General features: G+C 35.6%; 20 protein-coding genes. 17 read left to right on the top strand and 3 right to left on the bottom strand.

What is annotated here, in order from left to right; genetic code table 11:
- The first annotated feature begins 5 nt into the window (after positions 1-5).
- The 5 genes from rsmG to NST63_RS26390 all read left to right on the top strand — a co-directional run bounded on the left by rsmG (position 6) and on the right by NST63_RS26390 (position 5,020).
- Complete coding sequence (gene rsmG / locus NST63_RS26410; RefSeq protein ID WP_212944907.1) at positions 6-722, top strand: 16S rRNA (guanine(527)-N(7))-methyltransferase RsmG; 717 nt, start codon at positions 6-8, stop codon at positions 720-722.
- A 571-nt stretch (positions 723-1,293) separates the two neighbouring features.
- Positions 1,294-2,145 (top strand): nucleoid occlusion protein, encoded by an 852-nt coding sequence (noc, locus tag NST63_RS26405; protein WP_212945135.1) that lies wholly within the window; start codon positions 1,294-1,296, stop codon positions 2,143-2,145.
- 331 nt (positions 2,146-2,476) lie between these two features.
- The gene (locus NST63_RS26400) at positions 2,477-3,238 is read left to right on the top strand and encodes a ParA family protein (protein ID WP_058005139.1); all 762 of its coding nucleotides are present in this window, start codon (positions 2,477-2,479) and stop codon (positions 3,236-3,238) included.
- Positions 3,231-4,085, top strand: coding sequence for a ParB/RepB/Spo0J family partition protein (locus tag NST63_RS26395; RefSeq protein WP_341044128.1), 855 nt, complete (start codon positions 3,231-3,233; stop codon positions 4,083-4,085). The genes NST63_RS26400 and NST63_RS26395 overlap by 8 nt, the downstream gene beginning before the upstream one ends.
- A gap of 218 nt (positions 4,086-4,303) precedes the next feature.
- Positions 4,304-5,020 carry a DUF554 domain-containing protein gene (locus NST63_RS26390; protein WP_341044126.1) on the top strand — a complete coding sequence of 239 codons (717 nt, stop codon included), beginning with the start codon at positions 4,304-4,306 and terminating at the stop codon, positions 5,018-5,020.
- Positions 5,021-5,049: 29 nt separating this feature from the next.
- On the opposite strand, the gene yyaC is transcribed toward NST63_RS26390, so the two are convergent.
- On the bottom strand, positions 5,050-5,667 hold the full coding sequence (yyaC, locus tag NST63_RS26385) for a spore protease YyaC (protein WP_341044125.1): 618 nt from the start codon (positions 5,665-5,667) through the stop codon (positions 5,050-5,052).
- Between the two features lie 148 nt (positions 5,668-5,815).
- Between yyaC and NST63_RS26380 the strand changes: the two genes are divergently transcribed.
- The 6 genes from NST63_RS26380 (at position 5,816) to rpsR (ending at position 9,799) form a co-directional block, all read left to right on the top strand.
- Positions 5,816-6,709: a mechanosensitive ion channel family protein gene (locus NST63_RS26380; RefSeq protein WP_436580698.1), complete on the top strand. Its 894-nt coding sequence runs from the start codon at positions 5,816-5,818 to the stop codon at positions 6,707-6,709.
- A 3-nt stretch (positions 6,710-6,712) separates the two neighbouring features.
- Positions 6,713-6,907: a DUF951 domain-containing protein gene (locus NST63_RS26375; protein ID WP_058005135.1), complete on the top strand. Its 195-nt coding sequence runs from the start codon at positions 6,713-6,715 to the stop codon at positions 6,905-6,907.
- A 394-nt stretch (positions 6,908-7,301) separates the two neighbouring features.
- Positions 7,302-8,402: a redox-regulated ATPase YchF gene (gene ychF, locus NST63_RS26370; protein WP_058005134.1), complete on the top strand. Its 1,101-nt coding sequence runs from the start codon at positions 7,302-7,304 to the stop codon at positions 8,400-8,402.
- Positions 8,403-8,680: 278 nt separating this feature from the next.
- A complete protein-coding gene (rpsF, locus tag NST63_RS26365; RefSeq protein ID WP_058005133.1) occupies positions 8,681-8,968 on the top strand; it encodes a 30S ribosomal protein S6 in 288 nt (95 codons plus the stop codon).
- A gap of 62 nt (positions 8,969-9,030) precedes the next feature.
- Entirely contained in the window at positions 9,031-9,528 is a 498-nt protein-coding gene (gene ssb, locus NST63_RS26360) for a single-stranded DNA-binding protein (protein WP_180212517.1), read from the top strand.
- A gap of 34 nt (positions 9,529-9,562) precedes the next feature.
- Complete coding sequence (gene rpsR, locus NST63_RS26355; protein ID WP_058005131.1) at positions 9,563-9,799, top strand: 30S ribosomal protein S18; 237 nt, start codon at positions 9,563-9,565, stop codon at positions 9,797-9,799.
- A gap of 544 nt (positions 9,800-10,343) precedes the next feature.
- On the opposite strand, the gene NST63_RS26350 is transcribed toward rpsR, so the two are convergent.
- Complete coding sequence (locus tag NST63_RS26350) at positions 10,344-11,261, bottom strand: hypothetical protein (RefSeq protein ID WP_436580699.1); 918 nt, start codon at positions 11,259-11,261, stop codon at positions 10,344-10,346.
- Positions 11,262-11,382: 121 nt separating this feature from the next.
- Entirely contained in the window at positions 11,383-11,958 is a 576-nt protein-coding gene (locus tag NST63_RS26345) for a sigma-70 family RNA polymerase sigma factor (protein ID WP_341044123.1), read from the bottom strand.
- A gap of 331 nt (positions 11,959-12,289) precedes the next feature.
- On the opposite strand from NST63_RS26345, the gene NST63_RS26340 reads away from it, so the two are divergent.
- From NST63_RS26340 to NST63_RS26315, 6 genes are all read left to right on the top strand, one after another.
- On the top strand, positions 12,290-14,302 hold the full coding sequence (locus NST63_RS26340; RefSeq protein WP_341044122.1) for a methyl-accepting chemotaxis protein: 2,013 nt from the start codon (positions 12,290-12,292) through the stop codon (positions 14,300-14,302).
- A 332-nt stretch (positions 14,303-14,634) separates the two neighbouring features.
- On the top strand, positions 14,635-15,579 hold the full coding sequence (locus tag NST63_RS26335; protein ID WP_212944916.1) for a YybS family protein: 945 nt from the start codon (positions 14,635-14,637) through the stop codon (positions 15,577-15,579).
- A gap of 107 nt (positions 15,580-15,686) precedes the next feature.
- The gene (locus NST63_RS26330; RefSeq protein ID WP_212944917.1) at positions 15,687-17,660 is read left to right on the top strand and encodes a DHH family phosphoesterase; all 1,974 of its coding nucleotides are present in this window, start codon (positions 15,687-15,689) and stop codon (positions 17,658-17,660) included.
- Complete coding sequence (gene rplI, locus NST63_RS26325; protein ID WP_212944918.1) at positions 17,657-18,106, top strand: 50S ribosomal protein L9; 450 nt, start codon at positions 17,657-17,659, stop codon at positions 18,104-18,106. Before NST63_RS26330 ends, rplI begins: the two co-directional genes overlap by 4 nt.
- A 264-nt stretch (positions 18,107-18,370) precedes the next feature.
- Positions 18,371-19,735, top strand: coding sequence for a replicative DNA helicase (gene dnaB, locus NST63_RS26320; RefSeq protein WP_058005125.1), 1,365 nt, complete (start codon positions 18,371-18,373; stop codon positions 19,733-19,735).
- Positions 19,736-19,939: 204 nt separating this feature from the next.
- Entirely contained in the window at positions 19,940-21,226 is a 1,287-nt protein-coding gene (locus NST63_RS26315) for an adenylosuccinate synthase (protein ID WP_341044120.1), read from the top strand.
- The last annotated feature ends 172 nt before the right edge of the window (positions 21,227-21,398 follow it).

Below are 21,398 nucleotides of genomic sequence, written 5' to 3'. Positions count from 1 at the left end.
AAAACATGAATATTGAGCAATTTACAAAACAATTAGAGGAAAAGGGGATTTCCCTTTCCTCTAAACAATTACAACAGTTTGAACGATATTTTGAACTCTTAGTTGAGTGGAATGAAAAAATGAATTTGACTGCCATTACTGAAAAAAATGATGTATATTTAAAACACTTTTTTGATTCAATCACTGCAGCTTTTTATGTGAATTTTAATGAACCACTAAAAATCTGTGATGTTGGAGCTGGTGCTGGATTTCCAAGTATTCCACTGAAAATATGTTTTCCTGAAATAAAGGTTACAATAGTGGATTCATTACAAAAGAGAATCTCATTTTTGGATAATTTATCGAAAGAGTTAGAATTAAAAGACACCTTCTTCTATCATGATCGAGCAGAAACCTTTGCTCAAAAGATTGAACATCGTGAACAGTATGATTTAGTGACAGCAAGAGCAGTTGCAAGAATGTCCGTTCTAAGTGAATTATGTATTCCTTTAGTGAAGCAAAATGGTCTCTTTGTGGCTATGAAAGCCGCCAACGCAAACGAAGAGTTACAGGCTGCCTCTAAGGCGCTAAAACTTCTTGGTGCAGAGGTCGAAGCAATACATTCTTTCACATTGCCTTATGAAGAAAGTGAACGTAATATTATAGTAATAAATAAAAATAAGCAAACCCCAAAAAAATACCCACGAAAACCAGGAACACCAAATAAATTGCCATTAGAATAATATCATCTTCTAATGTTTATATGTAATTAAGGCACTTTTTTTAGTATTGTATTAGCCTGAGTTTTATCAGGTGAGAATTATAGGATCCAATCTGAAAATGCCTTCCTAGGAGAACAAAGGGGTATACCGATAAATGACATGAGCTCTTTTCTTAATACTTGTTTAACAGTAAAGCTGTTTTCGCATCGTTTGTTGCTTTTGTAAAAGACCAACTACCGGCTGATGGAGATTGAAGCCCTTTTCTCACTAAAATGAAACGTGTAGCAATCCTCAGTCGATATGTATTAATGATAACTTTACTCAAATAGCAACAATGTTTGAGAAAAGAGCCAACAGTAAAGAAAAGGGCTTGTAATAATCATTTTTCATAAATAGATTTTTAAAGAAATGTTGACAGAAAGATAGAATCATCCTGTTTTTTTGAGTAATTTCTACGAAAAACATTGTCATATTTATTATTTCTTGTTTAATCATGTAGGAAAAACTCGAAAAATTACAAATGTAAATGCAGGAACTTGTCTTATAATATAGAATAAGTAGGTAGGGAGTTTCTTAAAGGTGGTGTCAGATGATGAAGCATCCTTTCTCTCGTTTCTTTGGTGTGGGCGAAAAAGTGGAAGAGGCGGAAAGGGAAATCATAAGTGAAAATGAGGAAGTTAGGAAAATACCTACTTCTTGCATAGTTCCCAATCGTTTTCAGCCAAGGACCATATTTGATGATAATAAAATTGAAGAGTTGGCAAGAACCATCCATACACATGGAATTATTCAGCCAATTGTTGTACGAGAGTATAGTACCAATCAATTTGAAATAATTGCAGGTGAACGCAGATTTAGAGCTGTTCAAAAGTTAGGTTGGGATAAGGTCCCTGCTATTATTAAAAACTTTAATGATACAGAAACGGCTTCTGTTGCATTAATTGAAAATCTTCAGCGAGAAGAACTATCTCCGATTGAAGAAGCAGTTGCCTATGGAAAGCTTTTGGAATTACATAATCTTACGCAAGAAGCATTGGCACAAAGGCTTGGAAAAGGTCAATCGACCGTTGCTAATAAGCTTCGTTTACTTAAGCTTCCACAGGAAGTACAAGACGCACTTTTACAAAAATTAATTACAGAGCGTCATGCTCGTGCACTTATTCCTTTAAAAGAACCAGAAAAGCAAATTAAGCTTTTAGCTGAAATTATCGAAAAAAACCTCAATGTGAAACAAACCGAAGATTATGTTGTTAGGTTATTAAATAAATCAGAACGAAAAGCAAAACCACGTCGCCAAGCATTTAGTAAAGATATGAGGATTGCTGTAAATACAATCCGTCAATCTTTAACAATGGTCGCTGACAATGGCATTAGGTTAGATTCTGAAGAAGAAGAATTTGATGAATACTATCAAATTACAATAAAGATTCCTAAGAAAAAATAAAATGCTAGATTACGAGAAGCTTGTATGCAAGTTTCTCTTTTTTTCTATAAGCTCTTTCTCAAACATTATGGCTAATAAATATAGGGTAAAGACATCAGCCCGCCTCAATTTACTAAGGATAAAAGCAGCAAAACTTCAAAAAAACTATTCGAAAACAATCCTTTCTAAAAATTGAAAATAGCCCTGTAAGTATATCCAGATATTTTCGTTTCTTCTACTAAAAATTAGAAAATGAATTTTTTTACATAAAACTAAACCTTCTATATGAAACTTTGATAAAATAGAAAATATGATTGCTAATTTATTAGGAAGTTGAAGGTGGGTGACACGCTTGGGCAAAATTATTTCAATTGCCAACCAAAAAGGTGGGGTCGGGAAGACGACTACCTCTGTCAACTTGGGTGCCTGCTTAGCTTATATCGGTAAAAAAGTATTGCTAGTTGATATTGACCCACAGGGAAATGCAACGAGCGGAGCAGGCATTGATAAAGGTGAAGTCCAACAATGTATTTATGATGTACTTGTAGATGATGTTGATATAAAAGATGTAATTAAGCCAACTGAGGTTGAACGATTATATTCAGTTCCAGCGACTATTCAATTAGCAGGGGCAGAAATTGAATTAGTTCCAACCATTTCAAGGGAAGTTAGACTAAAGCGTGCGTTAGAAACGATTAAAGAGGAGTATGATTTTATTATTATAGACTGTCCTCCATCTTTAGGATTATTAACAATTAATGCACTCACTGCATCTGACGCTGTCCTTATTCCTGTCCAATGTGAGTATTATGCATTAGAAGGTTTGAGTCAGCTTTTAAGTACCGTTCGATTGGTACAAAAACACTTAAATCACGATTTAATGATAGATGGTGTCCTTCTTACGATGCTTGATGCGAGAACCAACTTAGGAATCCAAGTAATTGATGAAGTGAAGAAATATTTCCAAGATAAAGTGTATCGGACGATTATTCCTCGCAATGTACGATTAAGTGAAGCACCAAGTCATGGTGAACCAATTATCATTTATGATTCCAAATCACGAGGAGCGGAAGTTTACTTAGATTTAGCAAAGGAAGTGGTGGTAAATGGCTAAAGGTCTTGGGAAAGGCATTAATGCACTATTTGCTAATGTAGATGTTTCTAATGATGAAACTGTCAAAGAGGTGAAATTAAAGGAATTACGACCGAATCCTTATCAGCCAAGAAAAGTATTCCAATCGGAGGCAATTGAAGAATTAAAGGTTTCAATTATTGAGCATGGAATTCTTCAGCCGATTATTGTTCGAAAAAGTATTAAAGGTTATGAAATTGTTGCAGGAGAAAGGCGTTTTCGTGCAGCTAAGGAAGCAAAGCTTGATATGGTTCCGGTGGTTGTTAGGGAATTAACTGAGCAACAAATGATGGAATTTGCTGTCCTTGAAAACCTTCAGCGTGAGGATTTAACGCCAATTGAAGAGGCAAATGCTTATCAAATGCTGATAGAGAAGCTACATTTAACCCAAGAGGAGCTCTCTAAACGTTTAGGAAAAAGCAGACCACATATTGCGAATCACTTACGGCTTCTTGCTCTTCCTAAAAAAGTCCAAGATCTGATAACTGATGGAAAGATATCCATGGGCCATGGACGTACGCTTTTAGGGTTGAAAAATAAGGATAAATACCAAGCTGTTGTAGAAAAGATTATAAAAGATGGCTTAAATGTTCGACAGTTAGAAAAGCTTGTTCAGCAATTAAATGAGGATGTTCCACGTGAAACAAAAAAAGTAAAAGAAGAAAAAAATGTGTTTATCCGTGAGACAGAAAGTGTTTTACGAGAAAAACTAGGAACAACTGTTTTAATTAAAAGAACAAAGAAAAAGGGAAAAATTGAAATTGAATTTTTCTCTGATGAAGATTTAGAAAGAATACTAGCCGTTATAGATAAAAATAATGATGAATGATAGACCATCTATGTAGATGGTTTATTTTTTAATCCTTTTATATAGGTCGTTTTTGTTTAGTTTATTACTTTTGTAAAGGACCAACTGCCAGCTTTAACACCTTATAAAGGATTCAGCAGTATTATAGGGCTGCATTCTTTTCTCCGTGAAATAAAGAATGTAGTAGTCTTCAACCGATAGTTTTAATGGAACTTTAAAAATTGTGAATAGGTGATATCGTGGTTTTATTAGGGACAATTGTAAATGCGATTTGTATTATTATTGGTTCACTGTTAGGTAAGTTATTACATAGAATTCCAGAAAAAATGAAAGGCACGGTAATGCATGCAATCGGCCTTGCAGTAATTGTATTAGGTTTGCAAATGGGAATAAAGAGTGAACATTTCCTTATAGTCATTCTAAGTTTAGTATTTGGTGCAATTATTGGAGAGGCATTGGCATTAGAAGACAAATTAAATCAATTAGGTTATTGGCTTGAAAAAAAGATTGGGGCCAAAGGGCAAGGGGATATTTCAGAAGGTTTCGTTAACTCTACGCTTATTTTTGTTGTAGGTGCTATGGCTATAATTGGTGCATTGGATAGTGGAATCCGTGGAGATCATAATGTTTTATTTACGAAAGCAATTATTGATGGTTTCACAGCATTAATTTTAACAACTACACTGGGGATTGGTGTGATTTTTTCAGCAATTCCAGTGCTGATCTATCAAGGGATTATTGCTATATTCGCCACACAAATTGATCGGATTGTCCCAGATGCATTAATGAATTCATTCATTGTTGAAATGACATCAACAGGAGGAATTATGATTGTGGCAATCGGCCTTAACATTACAGGATTAATAAAAATTAGAGTAGCAAATCTATTACCGGGTATACTCGCTGTGGCCATCATCGTTACAATGATATATTTTTATCAAATATTAATAATATAGTAGGGGAGTGTCATATCTTCCCCTGTTATTTAAATGGTACTTTCTTGATTATTATTCACTTCCTGTAGGGACAAATAATGATCATACGAACGACTTGCGCGATAAATACCACCCGCAATTGTCCTAGCCATTTTTACCACTAAGTTTAGACGTGTATTTTGAAGGACAAAGAACTCCATAAATCCACTTACATTAACAATCCCTGTTATATGCATATCACCAACATAAGGCAATTCCTTTTTCACTCCTGCACCAGGTTTAATCGGTCCATCAATGATTTGGATCATTCCTACACTCTTAAGTTTACCTAGACATGCATCGATGGCAATTACAAAGGGATTATCATGTACTTCATAGATCATTTTAATTTTTTCTTCAAGGTTTACTGCATGGACAGGTTCATCTAGTGTTCCATAAACTGTGAAAATACTCGGCCCTTTTTCTTGTAAAAACGTTCCGGTGAGTGGTCCTAATGAATCTCCAGTTGATCGATCGGTACCTATACAAACAATAATTAATGGTTGATTATTCTTCTTTGGTAGCATAGATAATAGTTGGGATGAAATAATATCCTTAGCCATCCGTTCATCATAGGGTATTTTCTTTTCTTCTTGATTGTATTCAAATATCCTTTTTCCAAGATTCATTCGTTCCACTCCTCATCAATGGTATTATCAGTATACGGACGAAAGCTTTTTTCTATACATAAATGGAGACAGTTTTAGGGAAAATAAAAAATTAACCCTTTATAATAATTGGATAGGATCATTTTTTCTATGTAGGTTGGTGAAAGAATTGAATAATGTGGAGAAGTCCACTGAAAAAGTGGTTGATAAACTGTTTAATGAAGAAATGTGGATGAATATAGGGGAAATAGTATTAAAAATTTTTATCATCTTGGTTGTCTCTTCTCTTATTGTTAGAATTGGAAAGATAATGATTCGCAATGTTTTTAAGATGAGAGCTAAATCTCCCATCCGTATTTCAGAACGCAGGGAAAATACTCTATTAAAGCTCTTAGAAAATATGCTAACGTATTTAATATATTTCATTGCATTAATAACGATCCTCTCAACTTTAAATATAGATGTAAAAGGACTTTTAGCAGGTGCGGGAATTGTAGGGTTAGCAGTAGGGTTTGGAGCACAAAGTCTCGTTCGAGATATCATTTCAGGTTTTTTTATCATCTTTGAGGATCAATTTTCAGTAGGGGATTATGTAGGCATTGGAAAGTTCACTGGTACGGTAGAGGAAATAGGACTTCGTACGACAAAGATAAAAAGCTGGACAGGTGAAATTCATATTCTTCCGAATGGAAATATAACTGAGGTAACGAACTATTCGATAAATAATAGTATTGCGGTGGTAGATATTAATATTCCTTATGATGAGAACATTAGTAAGGCAGAAGATGTAATTGAAAATCTTTTAGAAGGACTTCAGGATAAGTATGAAGAAATGATTAGTAAACCTGAATTATTAGGTGTTCAAGGATTAGGAACTTCAGATTTAAAATTACGGATCATTTCAGAAACAAAACCAATGATGCATTGGCATATTGCAAGAGTGATAAGAAAAGAAATTAAACTAACACTGGATCATTATGGTATTAAGGCACCATTTCCTAAGTTAGTCATGTATTCACGTAATGGTGAAGAAATGATGAATGAACAATTTGGGAGGGAATAATATATGGAAAAAGAATTTGGAATGAATGATATAGTAGAAATGAAAAAACAACATCCTTGTGGAACCAACCGTTGGAAAATAATACGTATGGGGATGGATATTCGAATCAAATGCGAGGGCTGTGGACATAGTGTAATGATCCCAAGAAGAGAATTTGCGAGAAAAATGAAAAAGGTATTAGTGAAGCATGAAGAATAAATTCATGCTTCTTTTATTGGGATGTGGGTTAATCAAGGAGCTTGTGCTTTTCTAGATGTCTAGCTTCAGCGCCTAACCCCTCGAGGTCAAATAACCTAGTCATATCGAAGTCAAAGAACGGACTTCAATATGACTAGAACATTTGCTTGTCGGGGCTGAACAAGGCGCTTGCGCTTTTCTAGATGTCCAGCTTCAGCGCCTAGCTCCTTGAGGTCAAATAACCTAGCCATATCGAAGCCAAAGAAGGGACTTCAATATGACTAGAACATTTGCTAGTCGGGGCTAATCAAGGCGCTTGCGCTTTTCTATGATAATTCATATAATTGAGCAAGGTATGTTTACGTTTGTTGAGATAACAATAATTTTAATAGATATTTTAGAGGAGTGACCGAATATGGCGCTTACAGCCGGAATTGTAGGATTGCCGAACGTTGGGAAATCTACATTATTTAATGCGATAACAAAAGCTGGAGCAGAATCTGCAAACTATCCATTCTGTACTATTGATCCGAATGTTGGGATCGTTGAGGTTCCAGATGAACGTTTAAATAAATTAACTGAACTTGTTCAACCGAAAAAAACTGTACCTACAGCATTTGAATTTACAGATATTGCTGGGATCGTTAAAGGTGCAAGTAAAGGGGAAGGATTAGGAAATAAATTCCTCTCTCATATTCGTCAAGTGGATGCAATCTGCCATGTTGTTCGTTGTTTTGCTGATGGAAATATCACACATGTATCCGGTAAGGTAGATCCGATTGACGATATCGAAACTATCAATCTTGAGTTGATTCTTGCCGATTTGGAAACTGTTGATAAACGTATTGGTCGTGTAGAAAAACTTGCAAAGCAAAAGGATAAAGAAGCATTAGCAGAATATGAAGTGCTAGCTAAATTAAAAGAAGCGCTTGAATCTGATCAACCAGCTCGTTCAGTAGAATTTACTGAAGAAAAATTAAAGCTTGTAAAAGGACTTCACTTATTAACAAGTAAGCCAATTTTATATGTAGCAAATGTTGGCGAAGATGAGGTTGCAGACCCTTCTAATAATGAATATGTTCAAAAAGTACGTGAATATGCAACCAATGAGGGTGCAGAAGTTATTGTGGTTTGTGCTAAAATTGAAGAGGAAATTGCTGAGCTTGATGAGGATGAAAAGGCAATGTTCTTATCAGAGCTAGGAATTCAAGAATCTGGCTTAGATCAATTAATTAAAGCTGCATATAGTTTACTTGGACTGGCTACTTATTTTACTGCAGGTGTTCAAGAGGTTCGAGCTTGGACTTTTAGAAAGGGAATGAAAGCTCCGCAATGTGCAGGTATTATACATTCAGACTTTGAAAAGGGCTTTATCCGTGCCGAAACAGTTTCATATGATGATTTAATGGCTGGTGGTTCTATGACTGCAGCAAAAGAAGCTGGGAAGGTTCGTCTTGAAGGGAAAGAATACCTTGTTCAAGATGGAGATGTTATGCACTTTAGATTTAATGTTTGATTTTATCTAAAAGGTAGTACGATACATCGTACTACCTTTTTTGGTATTGATTTTATTTTTTTGTAAATTATATCTTTAATCTTTACATAGAACATATATTCGTGTTATTGTATTGGTAATAGTATAACTGCATTCGTTTTTTGTAAAAAATATCTATCCCATTGCAACATAGCAGTGATTATGCTATAATTTTTTATTGTGAGTAATGACCGTAAATATACATTGCTCCTTGCCCTTTTTAGAAAGGGCCGCATAGTCCATAAGGAGGTGACAGAAAGATGAAAAAGTACGAAGTTATGTACATTATCCGACCAAATATTGAGGATGAAGCTAAAAAAGCTGTAGTTGAACGTTTTGATAACATTCTAACAACTCAAGGTGCGGAAATCATCGAATCTAAAGACTGGGGTAAGCGTCGTCTTGCATATGAAATTGAAGACTTCCGTGATGGTTTCTACCGTCTAGTAACTGTTAACGCTAACCCAGAAGCGGTTCAAGAATTTGACCGTCTTGCTAAGATTAGTGGCGATATTATCCGTCACATCATCGTTAAAGAAGAAGAATAATTTAAATAGTTGCTATGTTTCACATGGAACATAGCTTTGAATAAGGGAAGGAGTTGATTCTGATGATGAACCGAGTAGTATTAGTAGGTCGCTTAACGAAAGATCCTGATTTACGATATACTCCGAGTGGGGCTGCAGTTGCTACATTTACTCTTGCTGTTAATCGTACATTTACGAATCAACAAGGTGAAAGAGAGGCAGATTTTATTAATTGCGTAGTGTGGCGCAAACCTGCAGAAAATGTTGCTAACTTCTTGAAAAAGGGAAGTTTAGCGGGTGTTGATGGACGTTTGCAAACTCGTAATTATGAAGGTCAAGATGGAAAACGTGTCTATGTTACTGAAGTTGTGGCAGAAAGCGTTCAATTCTTAGAGCCAAGAAATTCTGGACAACCTCGTAGTGGTAATAATGATTTTTATGGTGGAGGCCAGGGAAATCAGGGTAACCCATTTAGTCAAAATCAGAATCAACGAAATCAAGGATATACACGAGTAGATGAAGATCCATTCTCAAATGATGGGCAACCAATTGATATTTCAGATGACGATCTTCCATTCTAAAGTGATCTAAATAAAGGAAATGGAGGGAAATAACATGGCAGGTGGACGCAGAGGCGGACGTAAACGTCGTAAAGTGTGTTACTTCACATCAAACGGTATCACACACATCGACTATAAAGATGTAGATCTTTTGAAAAAGTTTATTTCTGAACGTGGAAAGATTCTTCCACGTCGTGTAACTGGAACAAGCGCTAAATATCAACGTAAATTAACGATTGCTATTAAACGCGCTCGTACTATGGCTTTATTACCATATGTATCTGGTGAATAATATTAAATAGTAATTAAAGGCACAGTGAAGATAAATCTTACTGTGCTTTTTTTGTATTCATTTTTACATTTAGAATATAACTGATTAGTGCTCTACCTAAAGAATTAACCTTGTTGCATTATAGTTATAATTGATACGACTTTTCCTAGCTATCACTATTAATGATAGTAAATTATTTTTAGAAAGAAAAAGCCCAATTTCTCAATTCTTCATTTTCACACAGAGAAATTGGGCTTTATTTTATTGTAATTTCCTTTTAGTTGTAAATCCTCATATTCCTGATGATATCCCGAGAGGGAAAAGAAAAATCCTTCTCTCTCTAATAATTAGAACATCAGTGGGATATAAGGGGAAACATATTTGGATATACCTGTTGTCCCTTACTATCCATATTTACTATTAATTAGAAATATGCATTTTGCATGATGAAATTGAGCTCGAAGATAAGCTATATTGGTAATCTCAAACGACTTTGTTTCGTGAATTGCACTATATAGCTTCTCAAGCGATGTTTTGCCAACCTTATTCACTTTGACTTGTTATTCTACCATGGTGTTTCAGTTTTGTGTTCAATAACTTGTAATACTTTCGGTTCAATGGCTTTTGATAATTGTTCCGTTGAATGATTATTTTTAGGAAGCTCTTCATTTCGCTCAGCTTGAATTTGTCTTTCAACCTGTGTTTTTGCGATCACATCAATCACTTGTCGTTTAGAGACATTTTTAGATGCTGCAATTTCCACAACAGATTTACCTTTTGCTAATTCTTGTTTTAATTCTGTGGGGTTCATTTTTAATAAAGAAAAGAGTTTTTCATCATTTAAAAAGGCATCAGCAGTATAATTGGGCTTACCATTTGATGAGAAGAATCCTTCTACTCTATTGTTTGAAGGTATAGTGTCACCTCCAATAAGAGAAACACTGATTGTATTGTCCTGAACAAATACCTGGTAGAATGGTGTTTTTGATCCCTTTTTGATGTAATTCAACATAAATGTTTTTTGATTTAGGTTCTCCATTTGCTCCATAGTAAACTCGTAATCTTCGATGTTGCCATACATTTTATCAATGAGCAAATCTACTTTCGCCTTGATTTCCTGATCGGTTAAAGTAATGAGTGGCTTCTCCTTAGGCTCCCAATTCTTTTGATTCACATGTTCAATCTTACCTGTAATACCGTTTATATGAAGGGTGATCTTTTTGCCGTTCCCTCCTCTTTCTTGCAGTATGATGCTTGTTTGGACACCTTGAACATAGCTTGCATCGATAATCTTAAACGATTTTGTTTCGGGAAATGCGCTATACAGCTTTTCAAGTGCTGCCTCGCCAACCTTATCCATCTTGACTTGTTCAGCGGTCATTGGTGTTCTAGTAAGCATTTCAATCAGGGGTGGGGCAGCAAATGCAGAGGTTGGAAGCAAAATTGCAGCAGCAACTATTCCACCAATTAATCGTTTTTTCATGGTTCTTTCGCTCCTTTTTTGTTGCAAATATTGAGAATATGATTGTTCAATTCGTTTGGAAATGGCCGTAGGGCACTCCATAGTTTCTGCCGATTTGTGCAGATGTTCACGGATTTTGCGTTCAATAGTCATGGATCTTTTCCATCCTTTCCAAGGGGAGAATCCCTTTATTTTTTCGAAGCGACTGAATGGCTGCATGATATCTGGACTTGACCGTACCCAGTGGAATATCGAGCAATGTCGCAATTTCCTCAAGAGTATAGTCGTGGTAAAAGCGGAGGATAATCACCGCTCGTTGTTTGTCGGTTAGTTTTTGTATAGCTTGTGATATCATTTGGTTTGTTCCATCATTCAACACAGTAGGTTGATCCCAATGAGACTCTTCCTGTGAGAAGCTACGGATGCGTTCAAAAATTCGGAATCTCCGCCAGCTCTTGACTCGAAATCTCTGCACTTGCCGGATTACCAATCCGTTTAGCCAAAAGTGGAAAGGACGGTTCGTATCATAGTTAGCAAGTGAGGTCCACATTTGCATATAGATCTCATTCATGACATCTTCTCGATCCTGCTGATGATCCACCATAAAGGAGACTGTTCTGTAGACATCTTGATAGGTGGCATCATATAACATATGAAACGCCTGTTGATCACCATCTTTCATTTTTGTGAGTAATTGGTACATATATTCACTTTGCATGCAGAAGGCCCTCCTGGGTAAGCAGCTTACACACTATATTGTCTCTTTATCAGAAAAAGGTTCGGTTTTTTTCTTATTTTTTGCAAACGATTGGTTGCAAAAGGTTATCGGTCCGGAAAACACGACTCGTAGGAAATTAGGATGTATTCAAAACTAGAGAATGTAGTGACTGAATAATGAGAGACATGACGAATTGAAAAAAAGGTCTACTGAATATTAAAAAATTCCAACATATCTCCTTTATCTAAACAATTTGCAATTTTTGTCGAATATAAAGGTAGAATGAACTATTGTAGTCATCCATCCTAGAGTAGGCAGGTGTGTTCGAAATTTGATTAAATCTATTAAATTTAAATTTATATTTATTATTTCGCTACTATTGATTATTGCTTTTACGGTAATGATTGGTTTAACAACCTTGAGAGTTAGCGAAAAGAACGAAGAGAGTGTTATTTCTGAAACAGACCGATTAGTTGATGATTTAAATTATTCGATTCAGCTCTATTTTAATCAGTATGAGAAGAGCTTACAGCAAATAAGTTCATATGAAAAAGTCGGTCAATATGGATATAATGAAATTTCTTCAAAGAAAGCGGAAATATTAAAAGATAATGATATAAAAGAGTTGTTCGATGGATACTTAAATACGTATAAAGAGGCAACGAATATTTATTTTGCTACAACAAATAAAAAAATGCTCGTTTTCCCAGCAGTCCAATTACCATCTGATTTTGATCCAACATTAGAAAACTGGTATAAAAATGCCATTAATACAACTGGAAGGGTCGTTTGGACAGAGCCATATAAGGATAAAACGACCAATGAGTTTGTTATTACTGGATCAAAGGCTGTTATTAAAAAAGGTATGATTGTCGGTGTAATCGCCGTTGATATAAAACTATCTGAAATAACAAATCGAGTTTCAAACATGAAAATTGGCTATAAAGGTGTTCCTTTCATTGTAAATGGTGAAGGAAAGTCCATTATATATAAGGATTCACGCGGCGAGGATGTAACAAAATACCCTTATTTCGATCAAATGATGCAAGAGAATAAAGGGCATGGGATTATTCATTATCAAAAAGAAGGAGATAACAAGGTTCTTGTATATAGTACAAATTTAACGAATAGATGGAGAATCGGTGCCATATACTCACAAAAAGATTTGATGGTGATGGCAAGAGATATTCAATTGACTCTCTTAGTTTTAGGAATCATTACCCTTTTTATTTCTATTTGTGTCTTAACCTTTATTTCAATTCGAATTACAAAGCCTATAGGGCAATTAAAGAAAGCTATGGGGCAGTTATCGGATGGAGATCTGTCCGCGGTATCTATTGTGAAATCGAAAGATGAGATTGGTGATCTATCACATCACTTTAATACGATGGTGAATCGCATAAGAGAAATTATTTTACGTGTTAATTCTTCCGTTTTTAAAGTTAAGGAATCAGCAGAGTCTCTAAGTACAACTTCTGAGGAAACAAATGCCTCTAGTGAGCAAGTGGCTGTCGCAGTAAATGAAATAGCTGAGGGAGCATCAAAATCTGCAGAAGAAGCAGAGACTGCTAATAATAACTCTGTTCAGTTGAGTACACAAATCAATGAAATATATCAAAAGTCTGGGCTAATGTCAGATGTTGCTAAGAAGGCAAGTGAAATGAATGATCTTGGAATTAATAAAATGAATGATTTAACAGACTCATTCAGGCAATCAGAGCAGTTCATTCAATCTATGTCTTCAATTATTACTGATCTTTCACATAAGGTGAAAACGATTGAAACAGTTATTCAGGTAATTACTAATTTATCCTCACAAACTAATTTACTAGCTTTAAATGCTAGTATTGAAGCGGCTCGAGCAGGTGAGCATGGAAAAGGTTTTGCCGTTGTGGCTGAAGAGGTTCGGAAATTAGCTGAACAATCTGTTCATGCAACAAATCAAGTGAAAGACACCATTCTTGATATACAGCTAGAATCCGAGCGGGCGGTCGAGGAAATGGATCGAACGAATGAAATTTTTATGCAACAATCTCAAGTAGTTCTTGATACCAATGATACATTCAATTCCATTTCAACACTTATTAATGATCTTCAAGATTCTATCCATACAGTATATTCAAGTGTTCAGGCCGTTTCAGAACATAAGGATGAGTTAGTCCATATAATTCAAAGTATGGCAGCAATGTCTGAACAAACAGCAGCTGCTTGTGAAGAAGTGGGTGCGTCTACGGAGGAGCAATTACGTGCGATCCAAACTGTCGCGCAGTCGTCAGAGGATTTGAAAGGATTAAGCTATGATTTGCAAGAAATTGTATCTTATTTCAAAGTGAAGAATAAATAAAAAAATTATTTTAGGGAGGTTGTCTGAGGCAATTTCAGCTACCTCTCCTTTATAAAGCTCTTTCTCAAACATTGTTGCAATTTAGATCATGTTTTAACCCAAATTTAGGTTGAAGACCAATTCAAATAGTAAGAGCCTGGGGTAGGGCTTTTACAGAAGTAACAATCTATACGAAAGTTTATTCATTTTTATATTAGTCCTGTTCGGATCCTACTCCCCATCCTAGCCCCATGAGTTTAAACAGAAGTCCTTCATTGAATCATGATCCATTACATTTCGGGTTTTCTTCTCTGTATGGTAGTATAAAGCTATTAGATACATGAGGTGAAATAATGGGAAAATCAAAAATGTTGACTGAAGGAGCTCTAATGCTCGCTGTGTTCGCGATACTACTATTCATTTACAACTATATACCCCTTTTATCTATAGTATCCGTGCTTTTTCTACTCTTACCTTTCATATTATATAGTGCTAAATATCCGTTCAAGCATGCTTTAGTATTATTAATAGGAAGCATTCTTATTTCGGTATTATTAGGATCACTTTTTTTAATACCAGTTGCATTGATTTATGGAACAACAGGGATTGCAATTGGATACTGTATTCGAACGAAAAAATCCAAATTCGTTTTGTACATGTCAGCTAGTATATTATTTTTGTTAAATGCTATCCTACAATACATTGCGTTTATCGTTCTATTTAATAAGAACATTTTAAAAGTATTAGTTACTACATTTCAGGAATCATTTCAACAAAGCGCAAAGATCTTAGAAGGACTTGGACAAGGATCCTCGGATCAGATAATGGAGCAATATGATGCATTCCTGGACACGATTACCACTTTGCTACCTAGCTTACTAGTTATTGCATCCTTTATAGTTGTATGGCTACTGTTAGCGATTAATTTGCCGATTGTGAAACGGTTTAAAATTGATGTTCCTAAATGGAACGCCTTTCGTGAATTAAAATTACCGAAAAGCATATTATGGTATTATTTAATTACCATCATATTGGCTATAATTTGGCGCCCAGAACAAGGTACTTATGGAAATATGGCTTTAGTTAATTTAAACTTTATTTTACAGATGCTAATGGTTCTCCAAGGATATTCCTTTGTGTTCTTTTTTAGCCATGAAAAAAGATGGACAAAAGCGATTCCAATACTAATTGTTATTTTTACTTTTTTCCTTTTCCCACTTCAATATATAATAAGGATATTAGGTATAATGGATTTAGGATTCGGCTTGAGACAATTTTTGAATCGAAAATCCTCATAAACAAGGGTAGACTATTGTAAAGAGATTTTACTATGCTTGTTATTAGAGAAATCTAAAAGTGAACAGTCTATACGAAAATAGCCTTCAATAAAATGGGAGAGAAAAATATGCCTTCAAATTTTAATAAGCGAATGGTTCGATATCCTCTTTATGGTTTATTGGCCGTTTCTTTGGCCCTTTTGGTGCTTATTGGTTTTTATCATTGGTGGATTACCGTAATCGGTCTTCTTCTATTAGGAGCACTTTTTTATCTAGCCTTTTTTCTAGAGCAAAAGTCAAATGAGGAAACACTCGATTATATTTCCACTTTATCTTATCGTATAAAACGAGTCGGTGAAGAGGCGTTAATGGAAATGCCGATTGGAATTATGTTGATTAATGATGATTTATTTATCGAATGGACCAATCAGTTCATGGCTTCCTGTTTTAACGAAGAAACACTCGTCGGTCGTTCCCTTTATGATGTTGCGGAAGATGTCGTTCCATTAATCAAGCAAGAAATTGATTCGGAAATGGTTTCATTAAATGGAAGAAAGTATAAAGTGACCTTAAAGCTAGAAGAAAAATTATTATATTTCTTTGATGTAACGGAGCAATCTGAAATTGAAAAACTTTATAAGGAAGAAAGAACAGTCATCGCAATCATATTTTTAGATAATTATGATGAAGTTACTCAAGGAATGGATGACCAAACTAGAAGTAGCTTAAACAGTCTTGTAACCTCTATACTAAATAAATGGGCCATGGAGTATGGTGTTTTTCTAAAACGGGTCTCTTCCGAGCGTTTCATAAGTGTATTAAATGAAAAAATTCTTCTTGATTTAGAGAAAAGTAAATTTTCAATCCTGGATGAAGTTCGGGAAACAACGTCAAAACAGAATATCCCTTTAACATTAAGTATTGGGATTGGAGCAGGTGTCCCAGCATTGCCGGATCTAGGGGTATTAGCCCAATCAAGTTTAGATATCGCCCTTGGTAGAGGTGGCGACCAAGTTGCGATGAAGGAAATGAATGGAAAGGTTAAGTTTTACGGTGGTAAAACCAACCCAATGGAAAAACGTACACGAGTACGTGCTCGCGTAATCTCTCATGCATTGAAAGAGTTGATGACGCAAAGTGATAAAATATTTGTGATGGGTCATAAGTTTCCCGATATGGATGCAGTTGGTGCAGCCATTGGTGTACGGAAGGTAGCTGAAATGAACGGGAAAGAAGGATATATTGTCATTAATTTTTCTGAAATTGATACAGGTGTAAAACGATTAATAGAAGAAGTAAAGCAATATCCTGACTTATATACCCGTTTCATTACTCCAGAGGAAGCCTTGGAGATGGCAACAGAAGATTCACTACTTGTGGTTGTAGATACACATAAGCCTTCCTTTGTAATTGATGATCGACTGATTAAAAAAATTGAAAATATTGTTGTCATTGATCACCATCGACGTGGTGAGGATTTTATTAAAAATCCTTTACTTGTGTATATGGAGCCTTACGCTTCCTCTACTGCAGAGCTTGTTACCGAACTATTAGAGTATCAACCTAAAAATGAAAAAGTGAATATGCTGGAAGCAACGGCATTATTAGCAGGAATTATTGTTGATACAAAAAGTTTTACCTTGCGTACAGGTTCGCGTACCTTTGATGCAGCATCTTATTTAAGAGGACAGGGTGCAGATACCGTTTTAGTCCAAAAGTTTTTAAAAGAAGATTTGAATACTTATATTAAACGTGCCAAACTGATTGAAAGTGTGGCGTTTTACCGTGACGGCATTGCTATAGGGGTGGGTACGGATGATACGATTTATAATTCCGTCTTAATCGCCCAGGCAGCTGATACGTTACTTACAATGGATGGAGTTGAGGCTTCATTCGTCGTATCCAAACGGTCCGAAGACGAAATTGGTATTAGTGCCCGTTCATTAGGAAAAGTAAATGTTCAAGTCATCATGGAGAGTCTCGGTGGTGGTGGCCATTTATCAAATGCTGCTACACAACTGAAGGATACAACAATTGAGGATGCAAAGGAACAATTACTAAAAGCAATTGATGACTATTTAGAAGGGAGTCAAAAATCATGAAAGTTATATTTTTAAAGGATGTAAAAGGGAAAGGTAAAAAAGGCGAAACAAAAAATGTTGCAGATGGATATGCACATAACTTTCTACTTAAGCAAGGATTAGCTGTTGAAGCAACGGCAGGAAATCTAAAAGGTTTAGATGCTCAAAAGAAAAAGGAACAAAAAATAGCTGAGCAAGAGCTTGAGGATGCAAAGATATTAAAGGAAAAGCTTGAAAAAATCACTGTTGAGCTAAAAGCAAAATCCGGTACTGGTGGCCGTTTATTTGGCTCAATCACAAGCAAACAAATTTCCGAGCAATTAAATAAAACATTTAAAATAAAAATAGATAAACGTAAGATGGAGCTAGATGATGCTATCCGTACACTAGGCGTAACAAAGGTTCCAGTGAAATTACATTCTGAGGTCACAGCTACTTTAAATGTACATGTAAAAGAAGAAAGTTAAATTTGCCAGCTTCATTTGAGCAAAATCATGATAAAATAGAGAAGTGAAGATAGAGGAATAAATTCTATTCTTCTATCTTTACTAGAAATAGCTAAGTAATACCATTATGTGATCTTTCGATTGTTTGATCACTTTTTTTAATGGAGAGATGAAATTCCCTCCATCTAAATATCATAAAAGCTATGATTCATATAGATTGTTTTAACTTTACTATCCGGTTAGTATATTTTTTACCCCATAAGGAGAATGGGAGGTTTGTAATAAATGAGTGATTTATTTGCAGATCGTATGCCCCCTCAAAATATTGAAGCGGAGCAAGCAGTAATAGGTGCTATTTTTCTAGAACCAGCTTCTTTAATCCTTGCTTCTGAAGTATTAATTCCCGAAGACTTTTATCGCAGTGCCCATCAAAAAATCTTTAATGTATTTTTAAAATTAAATGATGAGGGGAAAGCAGTCGATTTAGTTACTGTCGCAGAGGAATTGGCGGCCACTAAGCAATTGGAAGATGTCGGGGGAGTTTCGTATTTAAGTGAAGTCGCAGGCTCAGTGCCAACTGCTGCAAATATAGAGTATTATGCAAGAATTGTAGAAGAAAAATCTTTACTTCGACGATTGATTCGAACTGCAACAACGATTGCACAAGAGGGATATTCTCGTGAAGATGAAGTAGATGCTCTTCTAAATGAAGCGGAAAAAAATATTATGGAGGTTGCCCAACGGAAAAATGCAGGAGCCTTTCATAATATTAAGGATGTTCTTGTACGAACATATGATAATATCGAAATGCTTCATAATCGCGTGGGTGACATAACAGGAATCCCTACAGGTTTTGCGGAGCTTGATCGTATGACTGCAGGATTTCAACGCAATGATTTAATTATTGTAGCTGCTCGTCCATCAGTAGGGAAAACAGCCTTTGCTTTAAATATTGCCCAAAATGTTGGAACAAAAGCGGGAGAAAATGTAGCTATTTTTAGTCTTGAGATGGGCGCGGAACAGCTTGTTATGCGTATGCTTTGTGCAGAAGGAAATATTAATGCGCAAAATCTTCGGACAGGTTCCCTAACAGATGAGGACTGGAAGAAGTTAACGATGGCAATGGGAAGTCTATCAAATTCAGGTATTTTCATTGATGATACACCGGGTGTTCGCATAAGTGAGATACGATCTAAATGCCGTCGATTAAAACAGGAACATGGTCTTGGAATGATCTTAATTGATTATCTTCAACTCATTCAAGGTAGTGGACGTTCAGGGGAAAACAGACAACAAGAGGTATCGGAAATATCTCGTTCTCTAAAGGCACTTGCGCGTGAATTAGAGGTTCCAGTTATTGCGTTATCTCAGCTATCCCGTGGCGTAGAACAACGGCAGGATAAGCGGCCAATGATGTCTGATATCCGTGAATCAGGAAGTATTGAGCAGGATGCTGATATTGTTGCCTTCCTTTATCGTGACGATTATTATGATAAGGAAAGTGAAAACAAAAATATCATTGAGATCATTATTGCAAAACAGCGTAATGGTCCGGTTGGAACGGTATCATTAGCATTTGTTAAAGAGTATAATAAATTTGTTAATTTGGAACGGCGCTTCGATGATGCACAGGTTCCAGCAGGCGCATAAGAGTGGTTATCATAGATTATAATGAAAAGGAGAATGGTTTTTTACCATTCTTTTTTTTATTGATGAAAAATCACTAAACTACGAATAAATATAATAGTAAATCTATTTAATGTTCGTGTTTCAGTTGACTTTTCTATTTGAATGGGTAAAATAGAAAAGGTAAAGAATAGAGAACGTAAGTATATTTATTGGAGGTGCCAGATTATGTCGTCAGTTGTAGTAGTAGGAACTCAATGGGGAGATGAAGGAAAAGGGAAAATTACCGATTTCCTTTCAGAAAATGCAGAGGTCATTGCCCGTTATCAAGGCGGTAATAATGCAGGCCATACCATTCGTTTTAATGGGGAAACATATAAGTTACATCTAATTCCATCTGGAATTTTTTATAAGGATAAAATTAGTGTCATTGGAAATGGAATGGTTGTTGATCCAAAGGCGCTTGTACAAGAATTAAAAGGATTACACGATAGAGGAATAGCAACAGATAATTTACGTATCAGTAACCGAGCTCATGTGATTCTTCCTTACCATTTAAAAATTGATGAAATGGATGAGGAAAGAAAAGGAGCAAATAAAATAGGTACAACGAAAAAGGGAATCGGACCAGCATATATGGATAAAGCGGCTAGAGTAGGAATCCGAATCGCTGATTTATTAGATAAAGAAATTTTTGAGGAGAAGCTTTCTCATAATTTAAAGGAAAAAAACCGTTTACTTGAACGTTTCTATGAAACAGAAGGGTTTAATTTAGAAGACATTCTCGATGAATATTTTGAGTATGGTCAACAAATAAAACAATATGTATGTGACACTTCCGTTGTATTAAATGATGCATTAGATGAAGGACGTCGTGTATTATTTGAAGGTGCTCAAGGAGTTATGCTTGATATTGACCAAGGTACTTATCCATTTGTTACATCCTCTAACCCAATTGCTGGTGGTGTGACAATCGGATCCGGTGTTGGTCCAACGAAGATTAACCATGTAGTAGGAGTGGCTAAGGCATATACATCTCGTGTCGGTGATGGTCCATTCCCTACGGAATTACATGATGAAATTGGCCAACAAATTCGTGAAGTAGGACGTGAATATGGCACGACAACTGGTCGTCCACGACGTGTTGGTTGGTTTGATAGTGTAGTTGTTCGTCATGCTCGTCGTGTGAGCGGTATTACAGATCTTTCCCTTAATTCAATTGATGTCCTTACAGGTATCGAAACAGTAAAAATTTGTGTGGCATACCGTTATAAGGATGAAATTATTAAAGAGTACCCAGCAAATCTAAATATTTTAGCTGAATGTGAGCCAATCTATGCAGAACTTCCAGGTTGGACAGAGGATATTACAGCTTGTAAAACACTAGATGAATTACCACCTAATGCTCGCCACTATTTAGAACGTATATCTCAATTATCAGGTATATCACTATCAATGTTTTCAGTCGGTCCAGACCGTGAACAAACGAATATCATTCATAGTGTATGGAGATAAGAGATCGTAAGCAACTTGTGCAGCACGGACAATTGGGGAAATCTATCCTTTGATTTTCCTAAGGATGTCTGATTTTAGATAGACTAAGCTTTAGTAAACAGTATTGAATTTAATACTTATTTCTAAAAAAGGCTATAAAAAGCCTTTTTTTTCTTTATTTGCGAAACCCAAT

The organism is Heyndrickxia sp. FSL W8-0496 (assembly GCF_038007825.1).
Taxonomy (GTDB): domain Bacteria; phylum Bacillota; class Bacilli; order Bacillales; family Bacillaceae_C; genus Heyndrickxia; species Heyndrickxia oleronia.
This window is presented reverse-complemented; position numbering and strand designations above follow the sequence as displayed.

Bases quoted from the DNA above. Each gene is read 5' to 3' on its own strand.
- rsmG (WP_212944907.1), top strand. From the start codon at position 6: ATGAATATTGAGCAATTTACAAAACAATTAGAGGAAAAGGGGATTTCC.
- noc (WP_212945135.1), top strand. From the start codon at position 1,294: ATGAAGCATCCTTTCTCTCGTTTCTTTGGTGTGGGCGAAAAAGTGGAA.
- NST63_RS26395 (WP_341044128.1), top strand. From the start codon at position 3,231: ATGGCTAAAGGTCTTGGGAAAGGCATTAATGCACTATTTGCTAATGTA.
- yyaC (WP_341044125.1), bottom strand. From the start codon at position 5,667: ATGAATCTTGGAAAAAGGATATTTGAATACAATCAAGAAGAAAAGAAA.
- NST63_RS26375 (WP_058005135.1), top strand. From the start codon at position 6,713: ATGGAAAAAGAATTTGGAATGAATGATATAGTAGAAATGAAAAAACAA.
- ychF (WP_058005134.1), top strand. From the start codon at position 7,302: ATGGCGCTTACAGCCGGAATTGTAGGATTGCCGAACGTTGGGAAATCT.
- rpsF (WP_058005133.1), top strand. From the start codon at position 8,681: ATGAAAAAGTACGAAGTTATGTACATTATCCGACCAAATATTGAGGAT.
- ssb (WP_180212517.1), top strand. From the start codon at position 9,031: ATGATGAACCGAGTAGTATTAGTAGGTCGCTTAACGAAAGATCCTGAT.
- rpsR (WP_058005131.1), top strand. From the start codon at position 9,563: ATGGCAGGTGGACGCAGAGGCGGACGTAAACGTCGTAAAGTGTGTTAC.
- NST63_RS26350 (WP_436580699.1), bottom strand. From the start codon at position 11,261: ATGAAAAAACGATTAATTGGTGGAATAGTTGCTGCTGCAATTTTGCTT.
- NST63_RS26345 (WP_341044123.1), bottom strand. From the start codon at position 11,958: ATGCAAAGTGAATATATGTACCAATTACTCACAAAAATGAAAGATGGT.
- NST63_RS26335 (WP_212944916.1), top strand. From the start codon at position 14,635: ATGGGAAAATCAAAAATGTTGACTGAAGGAGCTCTAATGCTCGCTGTG.
- NST63_RS26330 (WP_212944917.1), top strand. From the start codon at position 15,687: ATGCCTTCAAATTTTAATAAGCGAATGGTTCGATATCCTCTTTATGGT.
- rplI (WP_212944918.1), top strand. From the start codon at position 17,657: ATGAAAGTTATATTTTTAAAGGATGTAAAAGGGAAAGGTAAAAAAGGC.
- dnaB (WP_058005125.1), top strand. From the start codon at position 18,371: ATGAGTGATTTATTTGCAGATCGTATGCCCCCTCAAAATATTGAAGCG.
- NST63_RS26315 (WP_341044120.1), top strand. From the start codon at position 19,940: ATGTCGTCAGTTGTAGTAGTAGGAACTCAATGGGGAGATGAAGGAAAA.